Raw genomic sequence first — 22,795 nt, forward strand, 5'->3', positions numbered from 1 at the left:
GTAAGCGTGCGTTCATTTGGGCAATCAATTATGACATCAGCACCCCAACTGCTCACCGACCCATTTTTGCAACTACCAACTGAAACCTCTGTGCAAGTAGTTTGGTTTACTGAGTTTGCTGGTGTTAATCACACAGTCAGCTACGGGGAAAATCTCAAACACACTGCAAAGGCAAATACTAGCAAACTCACTCGCACGCGTGAAGACCAAGAATCAAGAGTTGCAAACCAAACCAAAGACGGACAAGTTTATCAAAAACCCGTCCAGCGTGATATTTGGCGACATCAGGCTGAGGTGACTGGGTTAACTCCTGGTGTGCGGGTAAACTATCGTGTCACGAGCGCGCGAAAAGAGGGCGAGAGTGTTGAGAGTGATGTTTTTACCCTCGCAGCTACTCCCAAGTTAGATACACCACTAAAAATTCTACTTACCTCTGACCATCAGTTAAAGCCGATGACATCTGCAAATCTGCAAAAGGTGGTAGAAACAGTTGGACGAGTTGATGGAGTGTGGTTTGCTGGTGATTTGGTCAATGTTAGCGATCGCGCCTCAGAATGGTTTGATGATAACAGTGGTGGTGCCTTGTTTCCCGGTTTACAAGGTCGTGCTAAATATGAAATGACGCACAACGACGTTAAGACAACCTACACTGGTGGACAAATAATTCAACACGCACCCATGTTTACTTGCATTGGCAATCATGAGGTAATGGGGCGCTTTGCCAGGATGGGAAGTTTAAATGGTGAATTTGATGATACAATTCCCCGTGTCGTTGCTCAAAAAATCTACCCGAACAACTCTTTAATAGATAATTCTTTTAATACTAATACTTATGAAGAGATTTTCTCTTTACCAAAAAGTAATGAGGGTGGAAAAAGGTATTATGCAGTTAGCTTTGGTGATGTGCGTTTGGTGGTACTGTTCGCTACGAATATGTGGCGCACTCCCAAGCTAGATGGAAAGCATAAGGGTAGATATCGAGAAGCAGAAAATGATTTAAATAATCCTGAGAATTGGGGTTATGGACAGCTAATTTATGAGCCAATTGCTAAAGGCAGTAAGCAGTATAATTGGCTAGAGGCAGAACTCAACAGCCCTGAGTTTAAACAAGCAAAATACAAAGTTGTAATGTTCCATCATCCACCCCATACTTTGGGTGATAATATAGTTCCTCCTTATACACAACCAGTACAAATAATTGAACGGGATGATCATAATATCAAAGCAGTGCGTTACGAGTATCCCAAAGACGCAGATTATATTATCCGCGATGTTGTCCCAATACTGGAAGCGGCTAATGTGCAATTGGTATTCTATGGGCATTCCCATTTATGGAACCGCTTTGTTAGCCACGGTGGAATGCACTTTCTAGAAACATCTAATGTGGGTAATACTTACAGTGCTGCTTGGGGTGAGAGAAAGCGAGAAGTGCCAATTGGATATCAAGAAGATTATGTTAAGATTGGTGATCCTAATGGGTTAGAACCGATAGTACCAACAATTGCTCCCTTGTTGGGCGAAAATGGAAAGCCGATGCCTTATATTGCGAGTAATGATATTACAGTTTTTAGTATCTTTGATACGGGGACTGGTACCATAAGTAGTTATCGTTTTGATACTCGCAAGCCTGATTCGCAAGTATTAAAGTTTGATGAATTTAAGTTGAATCTTCAGTGATTGATTGAATAGACCTATTGCAAAAGTCCTCTTAGAGGTTGTTTGAAAAGTATTTCCCTGTGATTTTAGGCACTTTGAGATCCCCCCTAACCCCCCTTAAAAAGCAGGGCTGATTCATTCCCCAAAAGACCTTAATTTACAAGCGTATCAGTCAAAAAAATCAGGTTTTTAAACACTCTAATTGGGTCAAAAACCAGGCGATCGCACTTAAATTTACCGATTGAAACAGTAATTTTTCGATTACCAACTCACTAAATTTTCTGGTTGATACTCTTGACAAAATTCTGATCTGAACGAATGAAACAGCCCTGCCTTAAAAAGGGGGGAACCGGAATCAAAGTCCCCCTTTTTAAGGGGGATTTAGGGGGATCTCAAATTTTTGATACCGACAAGAGGACTTTTCAAACATCCTCTTAGAGGTTGTTTGAAAAACAAGTTATCGAATCACAACCAGTCTGTCGAATTACCCCACCCTAACCCTCCCCGATATATTGGGGAGCCACTGCGTTGGGCGGCTTTGCCGACTTGAAGCATGTGGCGTGAGGGAACTAGATTTCCTGTTTCCACCCAATACATCGGGGGGATTAAGGGGGGTAATTCGACTTGTGTATACACCGTAGCCTTATAAAGACAAATTGGTTACGAAAAAAAGCGGCTAAAAAGTAACCACCCGCAAAAATAATTGGCGCTTGGCAAGCAAATTTGCAATTGATGTGATAGTCTTTTTATATGGGGAATCAAGACTTTCGATTGCACAGTCATGTCGTCCAAGAGAAATGATATAAACTCAAAGACCACACATTCGCCTTGGCAGATACAATGCTTAAATCCGCTACGGCTTTTTGAAACTAAGAGACAAAGCCAATGAAGTACGATCTTTATTGGGAACCAAAATTTAGGCAACCGTGTTGCTGGTGAGGCGTTGCTAGAACACGTTATTGGAACAGCTGAACCAGAGAATAGTACACCTGATGACATCAACTTAATTGGTGAACATAATATCGCAGGTGCAATATGGAATGTTCTACCGTTATTGGAGAATTTAGGTATCAGAGTTTTGGCAAAAATTACAGGCGATGCTATCTACAAAGAAGTTTGCTATGCCCATCGTGCCAAACTTAACGTCATCCTCTCGTATGCTGCTTTTTACAATCCTGTGTGGGAACAAGTATACCAGCCAGCGCCCTGGGAAGTAGGAGTAGAGGAAGCAAGAAATTCTCCAGAGGAGGAAATTTGATGGCGATTATTAGCGTTACGAGTACATCTGTTGCAGTTAATCCCCTGAAGCAAAGCCAAACTGTGGGTGCAGTTTTAGCCTTTTTGGGGTTGAAGGGAATCATGCCTTTATTACACGGTTCTCAAGGCTGTACTGCTTTGACTAAGGCGGTATTAGTACAACATTTCCGTCAGACGATTCCCCTTTCCAGTACAGCAATGACCGAAGTTGCAACCATTTTGGGTGGCGAGGAAAGAGTTGAACAAGCAATCTTGACTTTGGTGCAAAGATCCAAACCAGAAATTATTGGTCTTTGTAGCACTGGACTGGTGGAAACCAGAGGCGATGATATGGGGCGCTTTGTCAAGGAGATTCGCCACCGTCACCCAGAACTGGATTATTTACCAATTGTGCTTGTCTCTACACCGGATTTCAAAGGTACATTACAGGATGGCTTTGCTGGTGCAGTTGAGAGTATAGTCAGGGAAATCCCCCAAAAAGGCTCCAAGGAAGACGCTTGTACCACACAAATCACTATTTTGGCGAGTTCTGCCTTCACACCAGGGGATGTACAGGAAATCAAAGAGATTGTTACTTCCTTTGGACTTGTACCTATTGTTGTACCTGACCTTTCTGGATCACTAGATGGTCATATAGAAGATTCTTCTAGTGCCATTACAGCTAATGGCACAAATGCAGCACAGTTGCGCTCAATTGGTAGCTCTGTATTCACTTTGGCACTAGGTGATAGTATGCGAGCTGGGGCACAAATTTTGGAGCAGAGATTCAATATACCCTATGAGGTATTTGGTGAACTGACGGGACTAACAGCTGTAGATAAATTCCTGCAAGCTTTGGTGGATATCAGTGGTGTCAGCGTACCGGAAAAATATCGCCGTCAACGCCGTCAGTTACAATATATGATGTTGGAAAATCACTTTTACTTTGGTTGCAAGCGAGTGTCTTTGGCGCTGGAACCAGATTTACTTTGGTCAACAGTTGCTTTTTTGCGATCGCTAGGAGTTGAGATTCACGCAGCAGTGACAACAACACGCTTTCCTCTGTTAGAAAAACTGCCGATCAAGAGCGTTACTATCGGCGATTTGGAAGACTTTGAGCAATTGGCGGTTGGGTCTGATTTGCTAATTACCAACTCTCATGGAGTGGCGATCGCTCAACGCTTAAAAATTCCTCTCTACCGTCAAGGGATTCCCATTTTTGACCGCTTAGATCATGGTCAGTTTACCAAGGTTGGCTATCGAGGTACCATGCAACTTTTATTTGATATTGGCAATCTGTTGTTACAGGAGGAAACAAAGGTTAAGCATTAAAAACAACCAACTCTAACTATTTATCAGCGAATTCAGACCTACATTGAACAAATACCGAAGCTGTTTTCCTAGCCGACCTTTTTGTACTACACAGTACCCCAAAAAACCTTTGCACCAAGGCTAGTCAATGCTTAGTTATCAGTGATTCGTAGAAACACTAAATCACAATTTGAAATTCCCAATTGTTACTTTCAGCAGGAAAGTTATAACTATGAACACAAGTTGGTATGAACAAGAGCTAGTCAAAGAATTCAAAACGGTTATTGCTCATTCTTTCCCACAAGTCGATGAATTGCTAAAACACTGTCATGTTAAACTCATTGAGTCTTATTGGGGAAGACCCCGTGTTCACTTTCTGCCATACTTCACAATTTATTGCCCTGAGAATCTGATTGCTGCTGTCAAAGCCCAGATATCTATACTCAGAGAAGTAGCAGAATATGCGGGATTAGTTGAGGTTGTCTGCCTAAATGCTACACATCTGCTGCGAGATCCGATGTCGAAAGTTAAGCAGACAGATCCTCGTTTGTGGTTAGAACTGCAATGGCTTGCAACACAAAAACAAGAACATTTACTATGATTTCCCGACTTAGGGTGCAACGACAAAAGTGCTTGTTGCGCCATCTTTTAATTGTTGATTATTAATACCTTTTTCTCGGAATGCTATCTTTTAGTAACATATTTAGTGCTACCAAAAGGTAGCACTTTTCAATGGGTAGTTTTACGACTTGTAACTATATTCCTCAATAGGAGTTACCTGACACACTAATACCCCAAGATTGCATTGTTGCTTTCCTGGGGTATTTTTTATGAGGGATACCCTGTATTTTAAAGTGTCACTTATTCTGTCATTTAAAGTGACCAAAAAAGTGTCACTTTATTTTAAGGGGTATAGCGCTCTTTTATTACTCTCGTCAGATTAAATTTGAAACCCTATTTTGGCGTTAGTCCGCGCAGGCGGACTTTGCTTGTGTAGCCGCGATTTCTAATCGCTTGGATTATTCTCTCTCCAGAGTCATAGAAGAGCGTTAGTCACCGAGCAAGGATACAACCTCTTCTAGTTTCTGCTTTGCCTTGTACAGGTTGATAAGCTTCTCTTGCTCCCATCTGTCAGGGGAACTGAACCGTTTACCTTCCATCGTCAGCTTAATTAGTGCTGCTTGCTCATCAGTGGGTGAATTCATTTGGTCAAGTGCTACGCCGATATTTTGAAAGGCTTCAAAAGTGAGCTTCCTTAATCCCTTACCTTCCTGTAGCTGGTGAAGGGCAATCGAGGGGAATGCCATTAACGAGGTAACGTAACTGACCTTGTAACCAGCATTGCCAGTTGGCTTGATGCCATACCGTCTACACAAATCTCTCAACTCAGCAATGGTTTTGATTTCGAGTTCTGACCGTGTGAACATAAAATAGAGTTACCCATTTGTAAAAGTGGTATCGGTAGGTAACAACTTTCTCAGGGTCAATTGCCTACCGATTTAAAACTCTAATCTCGTGCGCGCACGTTAATCAAGCGTTATTTACATCTCTCAACAATGCCTAACCCTAAAGGGAACTCAGATAATTTAAATCCATACGAAACGGACAGAGAGGAACCGTTAACGGCAAATCTCAGCTTTCGAGTTTCAGAGAAAATGAAGGAAGAGGTAAAGGCACAAGACGACCCACCTGAATTTTGCAGAGAAGCTATTCAAGAGAAACTGGATAGGAGTAAAGGGAAGTAATAGCCCCGGAAGAGATTAGATTTAAATACCTTAAGGTGGTTAAAACTAATCTGTTCAAGCGGCTGTCAGCGCGATCGCAATTGCTAAGACTTTCAATTGGCATTAGTGAAACTCCTGTCTGTGGATGCCAGGAAAGAGCGTTAATACTCTCAACCATAGAAATACACCATTGACTCAGAACAAAGGCATTCTAGGCGATTTTGGCGTGAGTTCTTAATTTTTGTTCAGTCAGCAAATATTAAAAGTATGATTATTGGCTATCTCATACCCTTTGTACAAAAGTGTCAAAAATAGTGACAGATTTTTTGACAGATAAAGTGACACTTTTCTACAGACATATACCACCAATAAAAAATTAGCCATATATACCCCTTAAAATAAAGTGTCATTTAAAGTGACCAAAATTATGTCACTTTAAATGACAGAATAAGTGACACTTTAAAATACAAGGGTATGTCCGATATTACGAAAAAAAACCTAGCATTTTATTGCTAGGCATAAAGTGTTGGAGTATTAGTTTAAAAACTATTGGCAGAATAGGATCTAATGCGTCTTGATTTCGTTACGATTTTAAGTTATCTCTGTCCTGTAGTAGTTTTCTCATCTCTTCCATCTTTTTCCACCAGATTATAAAGGAGAACCTTGGGAAATCGAGATTGAAGAAACATCAGATGATGAAGCCTAGTCAAACAGGTAAATAGACGAAAATTTGGTATTAATCAAGGCAGTCGTATTTCACAGACAGCTAGGGTATATCCTCGGTTTTTATCCACAAAATCAATGATTCACTATAGCGGTTCTCGGTTGAGTGGGGTTCTTCGGGTTTAATAAGTAATCAAGCGGACATGATATTACTACTCAGGACTGACTGTTACCAATAACTGTGCCGATACTGACTAAATTTTGTCAGCTTTTTACCAACTTATATGGTAAAAAGCTGAAAACCTGGTAATAATTCAGATAACAGTCTGAAAAATACTTGGACTAACTACAACTACTTTGTAGTACCCTTATTACCAAGTAAGTTGGCGTAAAAAGACATGACTACCAAATTATTTATTAAATTACTTGCGTATATTTTCTATATTAATTGATAGTAAAAATTCATATATTTTCTAACCGTAGCCATACAGATTAATTTAATTACTTGTTATTATTTACGTGTAAAGAAAAAACAGTAGGAGTCAAAAAATGCAAGTTAGCGCTCGTAATGCTCTCAAGGGAACTGTAAAAAACGTTATCGTTGGCTCTGTAAATACTGAAGTAACGATAGAAGTAGCACCAGGGGTAGAGGTGACTGCAATTATTACCAAATCATCAGCAGAAAATCTCAAACTTACTGAAGGTAAAGAAGTCCACGCCATAATTAAATCATCAGACGTAATTATTGCCGTAGGCTAAAGTAATTGTTGAGATTCTATTAAGGGGGGGCAATTAAACTGCCCCCTGTAAAGTGATGTCTCCGACGGGCTACGCCTACGGGTAGGTAACTTTTACTACAACTTTCCCATCAATAATATGTAGATAAACTAAACCAAAACTATTTAGTCTATTAGCTACATAACCAAATGTCTGCATAGGATTGCCAATAAATATGGGTTTCCCATAAAGCATAGAACACGCTGCAAGACTTTCTTTGGTTTCCAGACGGGCGTTATGGTACGGGCAATTCTCCCCACTGGCAAGTTTGCAGGTACTCATGTTGGTAGGTTAACTGTCCGGGAAAGTGGCGTTTTTGAAATGAGGACATTGAGAGGCAAAGTTAGTCCAGTTCGGCATAAGTACTGTAAATCAATTCATCGTCACGACGGCTATATGTATGGGTTTTCCACAAATGTCCTCTTTAATCAGTGATTAGAGGGATAGCGATCGCACCAGTAGGGCGAGGTAGTATATACGCACGAGTCCTTTCACACCGCCCAAAAAACCCAAAGGCAGCAGTTATAGATGCCGTAGTAATACCTGCATCAGCCATTCCTGTATATCCACCAGAAAGTAATAATATCTCAAAGACCTCGTAGCTTTGCTGTAGGGTTTATTTCATTATTCGCGTAGGCGTAGCCCGTCGTAGACATCACTATATTTGGGAGCAATGCGATTTGGTGAGATTGGACTTTAATTCTCAGTTACAAACCTAGATTCTCAATAAAAACAGTTATTTGGCTGCGATGCCTAGGTTGGGCTGCGCCTACGCACCCCTAAATATGTGATTTAGCACCTGAATTTTAAGCACCTCACTTTGCCCTATATTTGCACATAGCTCTCTTACCTGGAATAAATACCAACTTTACAGGTACTAAATCAGAAAAATGTATAGACAACTACAATACTTGCTACCAACTAGGTGGTAAATTTTACGACTGATAAAGAATTAAAAAGCGATGAACTTAACACCGAGTGAGTTAGAACGCTATCACCGCCAAATGATGCTTCCCAATTTTGGAGAAGCAGGACAAAAGCGCTTGAAGTCTGCAACGGTTTTGGTTACAGGTGTAGGGGGATTAGGCGGTACATCAGCTCTTTATTTGGCAGTAGCAGGTGTTGGGCGGCTAATTCTAGTTCGGGGTGGTGACTTACGGCTAGATGATATGAATCGTCAGGTTCTGATGACAAATGATTGGATAGGTAAGCCAAGAGTATTCAAAGCCAGAGAAACTCTGCAAGCTATTAATCCTGATATTCGGGTGGAAGCAGTTCATGATTACGTTACAAAAGAGAATGTAGACTCTTTAGTACAATCTGCTGATATAGCTGTTGATTGCGCCCACAATTTCACAGAGCGGAACTTGCTCAATGAGGCTTGCGTGCGCTGGCAAAAACCAATGGTGGAAGCTGCAATGGACGGAATGGAAGCTTACCTGACGACGATTATTCCTGGTGCTACTCCTTGTCTATCATGCTTGTTCCCAGAAAAGCCGGATTGGGATCAACGTGGGTTCGCGGTTCTCGGTGCTGTTTCTGGGACACTAGCTTGTCTTAGTGCATTAGAGGTAATAAAGTTGATTACTAAGTTTAGTGAACCGTTATTGTCACAACTGCTGACAATCGACTTGATGCGAATGGAGTTTGCCAAACGAAATTCTTATCACGATCCTTCATGTTTGGTGTGTGGTAGCAGTTCTTGCTCGGAAAATTCGTAAATAGTTGGATAATCGTAGCGATCGCGATCGCCACAACTTATCTACTTATTTCAAGCTATTCTGTAGCAATTATGACATCCGACGCTTTAATCACAGCGATCGCTTGTTTTCCCTCTTGAAGTTGGAGATGCTCTACCGACTCCTTGGTAATAATTGCAGTTACTTCCACCCCAGGTACAATTTCTAATATCACCTCGGAGTTGACTGCTCCTGGGTGAATTTTCTTAATAGTTCCTTTTAAGGAATTACGAGCGCTAACTTCCATATTTTGATCTTCCCTAGTTATAAGATAATTCTGAACTGAGTAATACTAACAACAATCAGATTGTTGGATTATCCTCATTTAGTGAGATATCTTCAGCCTTACAGAATAACTTAGATATGAGACCGCCAAAGTTAGCCGCAAACCTCGAAGAGTTTTTTTAAAACAAGGTTTATGTCCCAATCCCCTTCCAAGTTTTCCCAGTCCCCAGTCCCTTTTTCAACTCCTTGACAAATCTTCCATAATATCTGCTAAACGTGTGCAGCCTGGATACTTTGATTCTGCTAATAAAAACAGAGTGTAAGTGTCAAGATCACACAATGCCTGGGATGGCTTGGTAGTTACTCTGATTGCCCATACCCTCAATAGAGTAAATTATCCAACTTTCCACTCATCTACCGACTAGCGTAGGCATCGCATATTTTTTCTTCTTTTCCCTACTACACTTGTTGTCTAATTTGTCAATGCGTAAGTCCTGATGAATTAGTAATTACAAACTCATAATTGTTAGTTGTGACTCTAGAAAGCGCCAATTCGGTGAAAAATTACGTAAAAAGTTTTACTAATTAACCATAAGTCATATAAACGGTGCCAATTTCTTTGGTATTGCAAGTCTAAGTCAACTATTTGTTCAAAATCTGTGACTTGAGACCGACCATTTATTTGCCATTCGCCAGTTAAACCAGGCTTGACATTTAAACGTTGCCAGTGGCGTTTAGTATAATGGACAACTTCATCGGGTGTGGGCGGACGTGTTCCTACCAAACTCATTTCACCTACTAGAACATTCCAAAACTGAGGTAGTTCATCAAGACTAGAACGCCTCAAAAACTGACCCACTTTGGTTACTCGGAAATCATTTTTGTTTTTGAATATCAATCCGTTAGCTTCATTGTTAACTAAAGACTTTAATCGCTCTGCATTGCTCACCATCGAACGGAATTTGCGAATCACAAACGGGCAACCTTGAAGTCCATAGCGTTCTTGAGTGAAGAAAATAGGGCCGGGACTATCAATTTTAATCGCGATCGCTACAGGTACAAATACAATGGCTAGAACTAGTAATCCTAGTAAGCTACCTATAATATCTAAAGAACGCTTAAATTTAGACTTGACTGAGATATGTGGAGTAAATTGTAATTCTCTAGTTGTAGCACTTTGAATAATGCTACTTAATTGTTTGGGGTACATCATTCTTGACAAACTAAAGTGAGTCTATGTTGCTAATAGGTTTAAGTAGAGAAATGAATCTGCGTAAGATAAGAATGTTAAGAATTCAAAATTCTTGCATTAAAGACATTTTGCCTACGGCATGCTAACGGGAATTAAACATTTTTGAGGTAGAAACAAGCGTTTAACCCATGCACAGCAAAGGAAATACATCAAATATTCAAATTACTAATCTAATGCTTAATCTTTGGGTTTAATTATCCTCGTCTGTACGTGGTTTTTGCTTCAGCCTGTAAATTGGCAGAGGTATTACTAACTGGCTTTAATTACGAATTACGATTTATCAAGTATGAATGATTGAAGAATCTTCCGATTAATAATCAAATCACTGATTTGCCCAGATTTTATTGTCTATACAATATAGTATAAATACTATATTGTATATGTTTAGAAAAACCTTTGTCCCTCAATATGTTGGAAGTGATCGCCTTTGTTTGCTTTAATCTCATGTTTTGGCGTTTCTTCCATCATCAGCTTACCTTCTTTGTTTGATGCAGGCAAGAGGTTTATGGGGTCAGGAGTCACATTCACTACTGTTCCTAAAATCGAAGCACCACTGCGTTGTAAATCATCAATCATTTGTTGTGCGATCGCTTTAGGTGTAAAGTCAGGACGCACAACTAACACAACTCCATCCGTCTCACCACTTAAGGTCATCGTATCCGCGTAATCACGCAAAGGAGAGGTACAAATAATTACTAAATCATAAAGGGTCATTGCAGTCGCAATCAATTTTTTCATCGCCGTTGCTTCTATAACTTGGGCATGACGATTCGGGAATCCGCCATATGTCAATACATCAAGACCCTCGATCTCAGTGTGTTGTACCACAGACAGCAGCGATGCTTCTTCACATACAGCATCACTCAAACCAGGCTGAGCCGACAAGTTAAAAAAGTAGTGCTGTAATGGATTAGTCAAATCAGCATCAATCAGCAGTGTTCTTTTAGACAACATTGCTGCCACAGTTGCTAAATAGACACAGACACTCGATTTTCCCTCGCCACTGATACTACTACTGACGAGAATAGACTTCAGATGGTTTTTGTTATTGAGTTGTAACTTTTTGAGCAACCGACGATAAGGTTCAACTGCTTTTGGATTGTTCAAAAAGCGGTCTAACTGACCCGGTTGTATTCGTAATCGCTCGGTAAGATTTCCCAACACTGGTAGCTTAATCTGATCTTCTACTTCCTCTGCGCTGCCAATCTTTGTATTTAGCATTTCACCCAAAAGAATTACACCGATCGCTAACACTAAACCTGCTGTTGTTCCTAACAGCAAAATAACCATTGGCTTCGGGTTTGCAGGCGAAGTCGGAACGGAAGCCAGCCCGACAATATGAACATTACTGACGAGTTGCGCTTCCGCGATCCGTGCTTCTTCTAACTTATTTTCTAGTAACTTGAGAGTTGTGGCTTCCTGTTCGTGCCTACGGACTAAAGCAGAGAGAATTCGTTGCTTAGCAGGTAACTCAGTCACATCCGATTGCAAAGCAACTTTTTGGCTTCTGATAACTTTTAGCTTATCTCTTAATGCGTTGTACTCAATTTCGCCCGTAATGTACGTAGAGATCAAGCTACGGCTCAAGTCATCAGATGCAACTTCGTTTGCAGGAATCGATGATTCAACAGGAACAATCCGCCTAAGACTTTGATTATATAGAGCGCGTATCTCATCTCGCTTTTGAAGCAAGTTAATCACCAATGGATGTTGATCGGAGAAACGACTCCGAGCCTCAATAATTTGCGAGTCTAGTTCAACAAGCCTAACTCGCAAACCTTTAAGTTCGTCATCTTGACCAGCACGTGATGCTGTATAAGCACTTTGAATATTTTTGCTACCAATAACTTTTTGAAGTTGTTCACTTTTTCGTTGTGCTTCTTGAAGTTGTGCCATCAATGTGCGTTCTTGATCTTCCAAAGCGGTTAAGCTGTTAGTCAAACTGGTATCTTGAGTTTCCAGAGAAACAATGCTGTTAGCTTGTTTGAACCGACTTTCAGCCGTTTCCGCACGCGCTAGCTTTTCTTGCTGCTCCGGGATTCGCCCCTCAATAAACTTCCGAACTGATGAAGCTTGTTGACGAATGGACTCTCCATTTTCTTGCACCATTGCGTTAGATATCGCGTTTAGCATAGCTGCAACTAACTCTGGATCTGAATCCTTGTATCGCAATTCCAGAATATTGGTAGCGGGCACAATTTTTACTCTGAGTCTAGAAGCAACTTTATCAATTGAGGTGATTTTATGAGATAATTTTTTATGAGATAGCATCTCCAATGCTCGTTTTAAAACGCGCTTCGAGGAAACTAATTCCGCTTCAGTTGCAATCGGGTTTGCATTTCCTGAGGTTGTATTTGCCGCTAATGCTTGGCCCAGATCAGAAACGCTAACTCTTCGATCATCAAGAATCAACCGAGCTGAACCTTCGTAAACTGGTGGGGCCGTTTTTAAGTACAAATATGATCCGACGAGCACCGAGGCAAAGGAAGCAAGCGCACTCCAAAAATTGCGTTTTAGTGAGAACGCTAACACTGGCATACTTTTCATGAAATCTTTCCTGTTATAAGAAATATTTTTCGTGCTATCGAAGCTATTAATAGGCTGGATTCAGGATTGCATTGTTGTCGCTTCCAGCTTTTATTCTCCAATATTCATAGCTTTTGAGAGAAATAGTCAAGGCTATAAATTGTAGAAGAGTGTCTATTTTTAATGCTGTGTTGACTTCACCGAATGTGGATATCTTCACTAATTTAGATTAGCTGTCTGCTTCCAAATACTTAGTACCGAGTCCTGACTCCATTAATGTAGCAGATTTGACCTGATCTGTATATAGTGAGGCTAGTGTCGAAGTAGGAACAGTAAGTGGTTTTGTTAAGATTCTATTGTACAGATCAATAAACTTGTTTGTAATTTGCTCCCAGTTATAGTTCGCGCTGACATAAATTTTTGCTTGTTCAGCGAATTTTTGAATTTCTTGAGTGTTATGGATTGCCCAATCTAGCTTCTCAATACATGAATTAACATCTCCTTTCCGGAAAAGTACGCCTCGATTTTGTCCGAGAAGTTGCCTATGAGGCAAAATATCGCTGGCAATAATTGGAACACCCTCTGCCATAGCTTCTAGCATTGCCATCGGTAATCCTTCAATATCTGAAGGTAGCACAAACAACCCCGATCCTCTCACAATTTCCGCCAGGCGAGTACCCAAGAGTGGACCAGTAAAAAGAATATTTGGATTGTTGTTAGCTAAACTGAGCAACTTTGCTTTAAAGGTGGGAGAATCATCCCCTCCGACTAAAACCAGTTTCCAACCTGATTTTTGAAGTGATTGAAATGCTTTTATCAGCAGATCAGGGCACTTTTCAGGAACCAGCCGGCCTAAGAACACCATGTACCGTCCTCGCTCCAAACCCAACGAGGAAGTCCAAGTAAATTTAGTATCAGAAGCAGGATAGCTGGCTGGGGCGTTAGGAATATAGGCAGAGTCTCGACTGTAGTTGTTAATAAAGTATGATTGCAATGCACCAGACACTACAACTATTTCATGGGCACTGGAAACAGCAATTTTTTCACCCAGCAAGATAGACAACCGCGCCAGTTTTCCCCATTTCGCACGTTGCCAGTCTAAACCGTGGCAAGTGACCACAACCTTAGCTGGTGAGATCATGCGCGTTAACCAACTGAATAACGATGGTCCTAAAGCATGAAAGTGAACAATGTCATAATCTCCAGCTGTTAGCATAGCGCCGAATGCTGAGCTAATGATTACATCTGAACCGCCCACTTTGGGACACGGTAGAGAAATCACTCGAACTCCTTTGAAATCATATTGTCTAAATGCAGGCATTCTTGTGTAAAAAGAGCGAGCAAAGAGGTCTACCGAGTGACCCTGAGCAACCATGCGTGGATAAATTTCTGCACAATGATGTTCGATACCGCCCTCTTCTGGGGGCAACCCTTTTGCACCGATAACTGCAATCTTCATGTTCTATTCAGGTAAATGAAACTTTTGGAAAATAATACTAATCCGCACTTAAATTAGACCAATTTAAAAAATAAATTGGACTCAAAAAAGTATTATGGGATAAGTTATTGATTCTATATATCTTAGAAAGATGCTTTTATTTCTCGATCTAAAAAAGCAAATAAATTTTGCTCATAAAGAATCTTATTGCGAGCTTCCAAGATAGCAGGGAGGCGTTTTTCATATTCACCAGATTCAATAATTTCTTTAATCTTTTGGGAGCAGTTTGGATCGTGAATATCAATTGGAATATAGCACTCTTCCGGTAAATACTTGTTTACATTTGGGCTGCCATAATATAGCGGTAGAGAGAAAGAAAGCAGACAGTCTGCAATTTTTTCAGTCCAGTAAAAAGGAACAATACTATTTTCGACAACAATCGAGTATTTACAAGGAGAAAGGACTTCCCATTTTGTTGGTGCAATTCCCCGATAATTTGAATATTTATTGAATTGATTGCTTCTTCCCCAAAGCGAGAACTCTAAATTGCTAGAAACTAAGCGTTCAATAAAGTCCAACCGCGCTTTATGCCCTTCTAGAGTTTTGAGACCCGAAGAAATCATACACAGCGTTTCCGTCTTTTGAGGTAAGGAAGCTTTCGCAAGAAAGTCCCAACTACGATCAACATGCATCAAAACGTAGGGTGGGGAAGGCACATATTTAGTTGGGTATCGTTCGTATAGATCTGGGCAGTTGGTATAAAAACGGGAAATTTTGTGATGTTCATTCGGTTGATCCAAGCGAAACAGTTTGACATAGTCCGGTGGTTCCATGTGTAAGCCCCACACTTTATCTGGCGGAGGTAAGTCGATCGCAGGTAAAGGGTTTCCTGCATAATCGTGCGTACTCGTATTTAAGATTACGTATAGATCTGCCTCTCCTTCTCCCAAAAACAATGTGTTTCCCCATTGACAAGATCCTTTGGGAGTTTGATCGGTGATTCTTTCCCAAAGTGTTGGAAAGTTAGAAATTAAGCGAACTGTGACTTCAATTCCTCGTTTTTGCTTGTCGCTGGGAGACAATCCTAAAACCTTACGCTTTTGAATAGCATGAGCTAACTTTTCTAGCTTGGCTGTGAGCTGAACTTGCATGGCAATGAAAGACTTAAAGAATAGTAAAAAGAAAATCTATTGAATAGAGGCAATGCGGCTTTGCATAAATGCGGGATGAATTTGCGGTTGAAACCATTGAAAATTCGTGACAAACTTGGCGAAATCATCCCATGATTTCGCAACGCCAGACAATGCTATTCAAGCCTGAGTTAAATCAGCAGTTTTAGACAGACAATCGTTCGTGTACTTGGCGTGCCTGCCAACGCTGCATCATTCTGGCACAAACGTCTTTGACGATTGCGCTGGCGTGAAAAGGTTTAGCCGCATCAGTACAGGCTTCTACTGGAAAATTTTGCGGGCAGGCAAGCACTTGCTCGATAGCAGCAGCCAGCGCTTCAGATGTTCGCTCCTTGCAAACTACGCCAGATTGAGGCGTGAGCAAGTTGGGCGTTTCACCGCAATGAGTTGTGACAATGGGTGTACCACTGGAGAGCGCTTCTAATACTACGACTGGTAAGCCTTCATAGACGCTTGACAGTACAAAGACAGTGGCAACACGTTGTAGTTTTGCTAATTCGCTTTGTGGTAGTCCTCCTAGCATCGTGATGCGATCGCTCAAGTTGAGGCGGGCAATTTCGGCGCGAATCGGGTTTTCCAGATCGCCTTCTCCAGCAATCAGTAAGTGAGCGTTGGCATCGGCAAGTATTGCCATTGCTTGGATTAGTAATAAAGGATCTTTCTGGGCGTGCAGTCTACCCGCAAACAGAATGAATCGAGTCTGCTCTTTAAGACCAAGCGATCGCGCAAGCGCTCGTTGAGCTTGTACACGCTCGGTCGCAGACAGTGCAAAGAACACATCATCATCAACCGTATTTCGCAAATATTGCACGCGATCGGCAGACATCGGATAGCGCTCTTTGTAAAAGGCTGCCGAAGCAGTGTTGCAAGAAAAAATTTCGGTAAACTGAGGCACAACTTGACGTTCAATCGCAAAATAAGCAGATGGAAAATACTGCCAAAGGATACTGCCTTTCTGGGTAGAAGTTTGGATCTGTTGTTGAATATCGTTGTGAATAAACAGGGTTTTGTCTCCTGACCAGTGCCGCGTTGCTAACGTCGGTTCTAGCCGATGAAAGTGCATAAAATCCGACGCGAGGGAACGACGAAACAATGCAGCAGTATAGCGAACCGAGTCTGGAATCAAACTTTTGCCGTTTTCTTTCGGCTGTGTAAATAAAGGCATGAACTGAATATTTCGACCCATCAAATTCATTTTTTGCCAGATTCCGGGTTCAACCCGCTTCTCTACTTGGGTTCCGACTAGCCGCACCTCAAAAGTGTCAGGTGCATACTTGATGAAAGAACGAATAACAGTTTGGATACCACCTAAGCTCTTGCTCCACGGGTCAAACTGGTAAAAAACCGTTACAACAGGTCTACGCATGAGTCGCTGATATGAAGAATTATTATGGTGTATCGTGATAACTAAATATTACTTTTGAAGGATAAAAACATGGTTTTTTCGCCTACCTTAACAAAGCCAGTATCTATAGGCAAATAGAACTGTTTAAAGGAGATTACTGTTTTGATTTCTATAGAGCGTTATCTGATCATTTTAATTAACCCTGACTTCATTAAATAGGTTATAGTTCTCGGGCGGATTAAATCTGACCAGGAATCATATGGTGTGTTTCCATAAGAATTAATTAGTTGGGGATTAATGTAAATTTTTCCTCCATTTTTTCTAATTTGTCTATGAAATTCAACATGTTCACAAACTTCATTATTGTCATCTCCGCCGCTATATCTACAACCTAAAATTGAGTTCATCTTATAAAGTGCAAATCCACCAAATGCAGATTCAACTTCGATAGGTGGTGTCTCTTTAGGAATAAATATTTGCCGTCTTTTAATAAATAACTTCTCACAAGGTATATATCCAAATATATCTTTGCAAGCGTTAATTTCAGTCCAGCAATCTCCTGGGCACCATTGTGGATGTCTCAAAGCCCAAATATCATAATAGTTTATGAGTTGGTTTGCAGTCATGACATCCCAATTATCATATTCAAAGCAACTGAAAACACTTTTAGGGCTAAGAAGGTTATTAATCCCGTCCATATCAAAAACGCCCAGGTAATCAAAGGCTCTTAACTTATGACAACTCTCGATTATTTCTAAAAACTTATTCCTACAATAGGCAATTCTATGTGTTCTTAATGGTAAATCATTCAACAAAGAGCCTAAAGAAACTATCATGATATTTGGATTTTTTCTTTGATAATCCTTTAACATCTCTACAGTTTTATCGTTAGAATCACTCTCAATAATTATAAATTGGGATTGATCGAATAATACTGAGATTTTATCTAAAGTTTTAAATACTTTGTGTAAACCTTTTTCACAGTTGCGAGCTGTGCCAGCAATAACAATTTTTCTTGCCATTTTTTTAATGATTAACTACATGAAAGAATTCAATTTATATTCATTTAACTAGTAGTCTCATTGAGTAGTTTACATTCCCTTAAGCTATTTATGATAAATCTGCTGTCTAGCTTTTAACAAGAGGAGTAACCAGAGGTAGCAATACTGCTTGGTTAAGGAATGAAACAAAATTATTAGATCCACCAAAGCCCCTTTTTTAAGGGGCTTTATTTCCTTCCTTAGAGGTTGTAACCGACAAGTATTGCCAGAGGTCTTACAATTTTAACTAACCTCGCCACAGTAACTGGATACCAATAAGATTTTTATGTCCATGTTGAAGATAGCCTGCAAGACGAGCGATGTGTGTACACCGTAGGACTGCGGGGAGGGTGGGGTAAAAGCGTACTGCATCCAAATGAGAAATGCTATAGTCTAGAACTGAGGCACGGGCGGAGGCGTAATACCCGCAAAATTTTTGGGTCCGGTGTAATTGGTAAATATTTGCCAATCAGTGGTAACTGGCTTAAATCTTCCTGAGCTTACTCCACCGTGAGTTGCAAATCCATCAAAGGGACTTGTAGTAGTTGCCCAAGAATCAATACCGACATTCGCGATGTACCCCAATTTGTTGCAATCGCTTAAATCAGTACCCTGATGGGGAATACAACGCATGGCTTGAGAAACGACCACAGCCTTGACGTCTGACCAGAGGATATTAAACCTATAGGGGAAGCCATGGAAGTTATAGCCAACTGAACCATCTTGTACAAAACGACCAGTGGTACCTCCAGCGTTACCAGCAGCATTGCCAATCCCAGACCGCACAGAGTTATACTCTTGTCCTTCGCCTCTGTAATCAGCTCCGGTGGACTGATTATTTACAAAGTCTTCGGTAAAGGCAGATCCACTTACAGCCTGTTTGACTGCCCTGACCCATGTATTTTGGCTGATTGAATAATAGTCTACAACAATGTCAGTCAACTCGATTCGAGCATTAGGCATAGATTTACGAGTATTGGGGCCAGTACACGCATTGTATACTTGGTCATAACCAGCGCCTGCTAATTGCAGACCCCTTCCTGCAACAAGAACCGCAACATTTTCATTACTGCTAATGGCAAACTTCCATTGGTTGCTATTAGGTACTCCGCAGGGATATCCTGCACTGGGTAAAGAAGGATTGGACTGGAATTTGCCATTTTCCCCCGCAAAATCCCAATTTATAGCTGCATTATATTGGGCTTGAGTGAAACTAAGTTGATCTGAAAGGGAGGCATTTGCTGCATTAACCGTTATCAAGGGCGAGTTTTGAGCGAAACAGCTGCCCAGCACAACCATTGAGGCAACAAACGCAATTCGGGCGATCGCAGCTTGCATTGTCTTATTTATAGATAAGTGCATAATACAGTGGGTAGAGAATTCAATGGAACACAAAATTAACCACAAGAGTAACACTGTTATAGCGGTTATCGATTGGATGAGAACACCAAAGTCCTTGCTGTAAAATCATTTCAGCAAAGTTTTTCGATCTCACTCAACTGCACGCCGCTATACTGTAGGTCAGATGTCCAATAACTTATACCCTTTGGGATTTTGGATTGGGAATCGGCTTCTAGAGGAATCCGATTGTATTTTTGAAAAAAGACCTACTCATTTTCCTCTTTAAAATTGGGATTAAATTTGTTCTTTACTACTTAAAAAGAAAACAAAAGGGAAACCCAACTGTATGGGTTTATGATGACATCGGTATAGATTGCACGTTATGAAAAGACCAGTAAATGCCGCGATTGTTGAGCAGTTGATCGTGAGTGCCTGCCTCAACGATTTCACCGTTCTTCATAACGATGATCCAATCTGCATTGCGGATCGTAGACAAGCGGTGGGCAATGACAATGACGGTTCGATTTTGGCGTAAGCGCTCAATTGCTTCTTGCACAAGCCGTTCAGACTGAGAATCTAGTGCGCTGGTTGCTTCATCAAGAATGAGAATTTCTGGGTCTCGCAGAATTGCGCGTGCGATTGAGAGACGTTGACGTTGACCACCCGAAAGCTGTACACCGCGATCGCCTATTAAGGTATCATAACCACGCGGTAATTGCTGAATGAATTCATCCGCATTGGCTAAAGAAGCAGCCTTGAGGATCGCATCATCGCTTACCGTTTCGAGACCATAGCCAATGTTATCGCGAATCGAAGCATTGAAAATGTATGTGTCTTGGCTGACGATTCCGAATTGCCGCCGTAACGACGCGACATCATAATTCCGAATATCTTCGCCATCAATATAAATCGTACCTCTTGTCACGTCATAAAAACGTGGTAAAAGTGCTGCCACCGTTGACTTACCGGCTCCAGACGAGCCAACTAACGCTATAGTCTGACCGCAGGGAATGTCTAAATCAATATCTTTGAGAATCGTTGTGCCATCGTTGTAACCAAAGCTGACTTTGCGAAAGTGAACTCCCTCACGCAGATGAGAAAAATTGCGTAAGCCTGACTGAGGTTGCTCAGATTGCGTAGAAAACAGTGCGTCACACACAATACTCACCGAAGGCAGATATTGATGAATTGCGCCGCGCGCGGTATTAATCCGTTTTGTGACTGGCACAACTTTGATCAGCGTCAGCATGAATGCCATTAGTTCGGAGGTTGACAGCAACCCTCGCGAAATCAGCAGTACATAGCTGACGATTAAAATCACCATAGCTACTGCCATAGTGGAAAATTCAGTCAACGGCTCGACTAGTCCAACTTTTTTAGCAACTAGTATGCTAGTGTCTGTGACTTCATTGGAGATGCGTTCAAAGCGATCTAACTCGTAGCGTTCTGCTGCGTAAGATTTGACAACGCGGATGCCCGCCAAGGTATCGAGAATGCGAATGTTAAGATCATGTCGCGCATTAACTACTGCTTTACCAAACTTTCTAATTCGACGCAGCAGTTGGTTTAACCCTAAGCCCACACTCCCAATCAGAAGGACAATTAGTAGCGTTAGTTGCCACGAAACCAGCACCATAGTTCCGAGATAGGCCATTAAAATAAAACCAGCAGTGATCAATGAAATCAGAAATGACAGCATAATGTTAATGCTAATCACTTCTCCTAGGGTGCTTGACAACGTGCCTAACTTTTGGTTATCAAAGAATGCGATCGGCGCGTTGATATATTTCTCGTAAAGGCGCATTCTAAATAAAGCGATGAGTTTCTCGCGATAAACGCTAGTTAAAACCTCAGCCATGTAGCTAAAGTAGCTTTTTAGGGCAAGCGATACTAGCATCGTCAACACCAAAAGTTCGATCAGCGTTGTTTTAGACTGTTGACTTACCCAGAGATCAACACCTGGCAAAATCCCCGCAGGCAGATGAAAGCCATTTCCCTCATTGAGCAGCAGCCGCAAAAAGGGAATTGTGAGACCGATGCCTAAGCCGTCTAGCAGCGCCGCTAAGATCATTGCGATCATTCCCAAGTAAAGACGCTGGCGAGGAACGTTCATACCCATCTGCACCAGGCGTTCCATGCTTTGCCAGTGGGAATTCACTGGGAAATTCCATTGGAGTTTTTTGCGGTGTTGGCGGCGACCCAATCGAAGGCTTCTAATTTTCACAATAAATTCTTAAACTGTATGAATGGTTAAACTGACAATTGTTGCTTAGTCAGTAAGCAGTCAAAATCATCCGTGACAATGAACGCTAAACAATTTAATCAGCGATCGCTCAAATAGAAGGAGGCAACCAAGTTTCTACAAAATATCCCCAACGCAGGGATAACTCCATCTGCAACGGAATACGGATTTGCAAAGCTGACTCAAACGGGTTGATAAGTTTCCAAGAATCAAGCAACGCTAGCAGGAGTCTCCACAAACTACTGATTTGCTGTCGAGTTCTCGACTTACCCAACATATTTTCAATCAATGCAACTGAGCGCCCTTGCCAAAAGTTGCGCCGCACTAACCATTCGGGATCAATGCGTTCTTTAGGAATCCAATGCTCGATCGCAGCTTCAGGATGGTAATAAAAACCCCCTCCCTGACTTTGGAGAGTAGCATTGAGTAAATATTCTTCGCCGGAAAGTAGACTCTTACCTCTGCGCCCTAGCTTCTCGTGAAAGCCGCCGATTTTCAAGAGCGCATCACGCTGGTAAGCTACATTTGCGCCCCAAGGAAACTCATTGGGACGGAACCAGCGAGGCTGATCCCCGCCATCGAGGATCGTAAACAGACTCTCCATCGTTGGGCGAACCCAATCCGGTTTAGGTAACTCCCAAAGCGGGCGGATCAATCCACCCACACAAACAGGTTCAGGCTGCACAGTTTGGAATGTCTGTAGTAACGAAGCCAGCCAACTAGGACAAGGAATGGCATCGTCATCAAGAAAGGCAATGTATGAACTCTTCACTTCCTGTAGAGCAGTGTTCCGCGCTTTTGATAACCCTTGAACCGACTCAAAGACATAGCGTAACTGGGGCAGAGCCGTTTCAAAGGCTTGACACACGCTGTGGGTGCTATCCGTTGAGGCATTGTCTATTACCAAAATTTCAAATCGGGATGCTTCTAAGGTCTGATGGCATAAGGCTTCTAGGGCGAGTTGCAGCCGATCGGCGCGGTTATAAGTGCAAATCGCAACCGAAATACAGGGAACTTTTTCGCTAGGCGATACTGCAAGTAGATTGTAGGTTTGAGATTTCATCGGAAAAACCTTGAGAACCGTAGTTTG

General features: G+C 41.5%; 19 protein-coding genes and 2 pseudogenes. 7 read left to right on the top strand and 14 right to left on the bottom strand.

Annotated features, from left to right (window positions below; genetic code table 11):
- The first annotated feature begins 30 nt into the window (after positions 1-30).
- From V7K97_RS18455 to V7K97_RS18470, 4 genes and pseudogenes are all read left to right on the top strand, one after another.
- Complete coding sequence (locus V7K97_RS18455; RefSeq protein ID WP_334802463.1) at positions 31-1,677, top strand: metallophosphoesterase family protein; 1,647 nt, start codon at positions 31-33, stop codon at positions 1,675-1,677.
- An 877-nt stretch (positions 1,678-2,554) separates the two neighbouring features.
- A pseudogene (locus V7K97_RS18460) lies at positions 2,555-2,830 on the top strand (nitrogenase component 1); the annotation flags it as partial.
- Positions 2,831-2,913: 83 nt separating this feature from the next.
- Positions 2,914-4,224 (top strand): nitrogenase iron-molybdenum cofactor biosynthesis protein NifN, encoded by a 1,311-nt coding sequence (nifN, locus tag V7K97_RS18465; protein ID WP_334802464.1) that lies wholly within the window; start codon positions 2,914-2,916, stop codon positions 4,222-4,224.
- A gap of 211 nt (positions 4,225-4,435) precedes the next feature.
- Positions 4,436-4,804, top strand: a complete 369-nt coding sequence (locus V7K97_RS18470; protein WP_334802465.1) for a hypothetical protein — start codon at positions 4,436-4,438, stop codon at positions 4,802-4,804.
- A gap of 448 nt (positions 4,805-5,252) precedes the next feature.
- Here the strand turns inward: V7K97_RS18470 and V7K97_RS18475 are convergent, their stop codons facing one another.
- Positions 5,253-5,630, bottom strand: a complete 378-nt coding sequence (locus V7K97_RS18475; protein ID WP_334799389.1) for a hypothetical protein — start codon at positions 5,628-5,630, stop codon at positions 5,253-5,255.
- A gap of 129 nt (positions 5,631-5,759) precedes the next feature.
- Here V7K97_RS18475 and V7K97_RS18480 point away from each other — a divergent pair, with 129 nt between their 5' ends.
- Complete coding sequence (locus V7K97_RS18480) at positions 5,760-5,948, top strand: hypothetical protein (RefSeq protein ID WP_334802466.1); 189 nt, start codon at positions 5,760-5,762, stop codon at positions 5,946-5,948.
- 1,191 nt (positions 5,949-7,139) lie between these two features.
- The gene (locus V7K97_RS18485) at positions 7,140-7,349 is read left to right on the top strand and encodes a TOBE domain-containing protein (protein ID WP_334802467.1); all 210 of its coding nucleotides are present in this window, start codon (positions 7,140-7,142) and stop codon (positions 7,347-7,349) included.
- Positions 7,350-7,424: 75 nt separating this feature from the next.
- On the opposite strand, the gene V7K97_RS18490 is transcribed toward V7K97_RS18485, so the two are convergent.
- Both V7K97_RS18490 and V7K97_RS18495 read right to left on the bottom strand, forming a co-directional pair.
- Entirely contained in the window at positions 7,425-7,649 is a 225-nt protein-coding gene (locus V7K97_RS18490) for a hypothetical protein (RefSeq protein ID WP_334802468.1), read from the bottom strand.
- A 142-nt stretch (positions 7,650-7,791) separates the two neighbouring features.
- Positions 7,792-7,923, bottom strand: coding sequence for a hypothetical protein (locus V7K97_RS18495; protein WP_334802469.1), 132 nt, complete (start codon positions 7,921-7,923; stop codon positions 7,792-7,794).
- Between the two features lie 406 nt (positions 7,924-8,329).
- Here V7K97_RS18495 and V7K97_RS18500 point away from each other — a divergent pair, with 406 nt between their 5' ends.
- Positions 8,330-9,088, top strand: a complete 759-nt coding sequence (locus V7K97_RS18500; protein WP_334802470.1) for a HesA/MoeB/ThiF family protein — start codon at positions 8,330-8,332, stop codon at positions 9,086-9,088.
- Between the two features lie 55 nt (positions 9,089-9,143).
- Here V7K97_RS18500 and V7K97_RS18505 read toward each other — a convergent pair whose 3' ends face one another.
- From V7K97_RS18505 to V7K97_RS18550, 11 genes and pseudogenes are all read right to left on the bottom strand, one after another.
- Entirely contained in the window at positions 9,144-9,353 is a 210-nt protein-coding gene (locus tag V7K97_RS18505; RefSeq protein WP_094352220.1) for a TOBE domain-containing protein, read from the bottom strand.
- A gap of 225 nt (positions 9,354-9,578) precedes the next feature.
- A pseudogene (locus V7K97_RS32105) lies at positions 9,579-9,701 on the bottom strand (IS701 family transposase); the annotation flags it as partial.
- 168 nt (positions 9,702-9,869) lie between these two features.
- Entirely contained in the window at positions 9,870-10,541 is a 672-nt protein-coding gene (locus V7K97_RS18510; RefSeq protein ID WP_334802650.1) for a sugar transferase, read from the bottom strand.
- Positions 10,542-10,967: 426 nt separating this feature from the next.
- Positions 10,968-13,040, bottom strand: a complete 2,073-nt coding sequence (locus V7K97_RS18515) for a GumC family protein (protein ID WP_334802471.1) — start codon at positions 13,038-13,040, stop codon at positions 10,968-10,970.
- A gap of 298 nt (positions 13,041-13,338) precedes the next feature.
- Positions 13,339-14,568, bottom strand: a complete 1,230-nt coding sequence (locus tag V7K97_RS18520) for a glycosyltransferase family 4 protein (RefSeq protein WP_334802472.1) — start codon at positions 14,566-14,568, stop codon at positions 13,339-13,341.
- 122 nt (positions 14,569-14,690) lie between these two features.
- Complete coding sequence (locus tag V7K97_RS18525) at positions 14,691-15,698, bottom strand: glycosyltransferase family 10 domain-containing protein (protein WP_334802473.1); 1,008 nt, start codon at positions 15,696-15,698, stop codon at positions 14,691-14,693.
- A 184-nt stretch (positions 15,699-15,882) separates the two neighbouring features.
- Entirely contained in the window at positions 15,883-17,103 is a 1,221-nt protein-coding gene (locus V7K97_RS18530; RefSeq protein WP_334802474.1) for a glycosyltransferase family 4 protein, read from the bottom strand.
- 158 nt (positions 17,104-17,261) lie between these two features.
- Complete coding sequence (locus tag V7K97_RS18535; RefSeq protein WP_334802475.1) at positions 17,262-18,104, bottom strand: hypothetical protein; 843 nt, start codon at positions 18,102-18,104, stop codon at positions 17,262-17,264.
- 411 nt (positions 18,105-18,515) lie between these two features.
- Positions 18,516-19,484 (bottom strand): hypothetical protein, encoded by a 969-nt coding sequence (locus V7K97_RS18540; protein ID WP_334802476.1) that lies wholly within the window; start codon positions 19,482-19,484, stop codon positions 18,516-18,518.
- Between the two features lie 331 nt (positions 19,485-19,815).
- On the bottom strand, positions 19,816-21,687 hold the full coding sequence (locus V7K97_RS18545) for an ABC transporter ATP-binding protein (RefSeq protein WP_334802477.1): 1,872 nt from the start codon (positions 21,685-21,687) through the stop codon (positions 19,816-19,818).
- Between the two features lie 109 nt (positions 21,688-21,796).
- Positions 21,797-22,768, bottom strand: coding sequence for a glycosyltransferase (locus V7K97_RS18550; protein ID WP_334802478.1), 972 nt, complete (start codon positions 22,766-22,768; stop codon positions 21,797-21,799).
- Positions 22,769-22,795: the final 27 nt, after the last annotated feature.

The sequence above is a fragment of the Nostoc sp. genome (assembly GCF_036917815.1).
In the GTDB taxonomy this organism is placed as follows: Bacteria; Cyanobacteriota; Cyanobacteriia; order Cyanobacteriales; family Nostocaceae; genus Nostoc.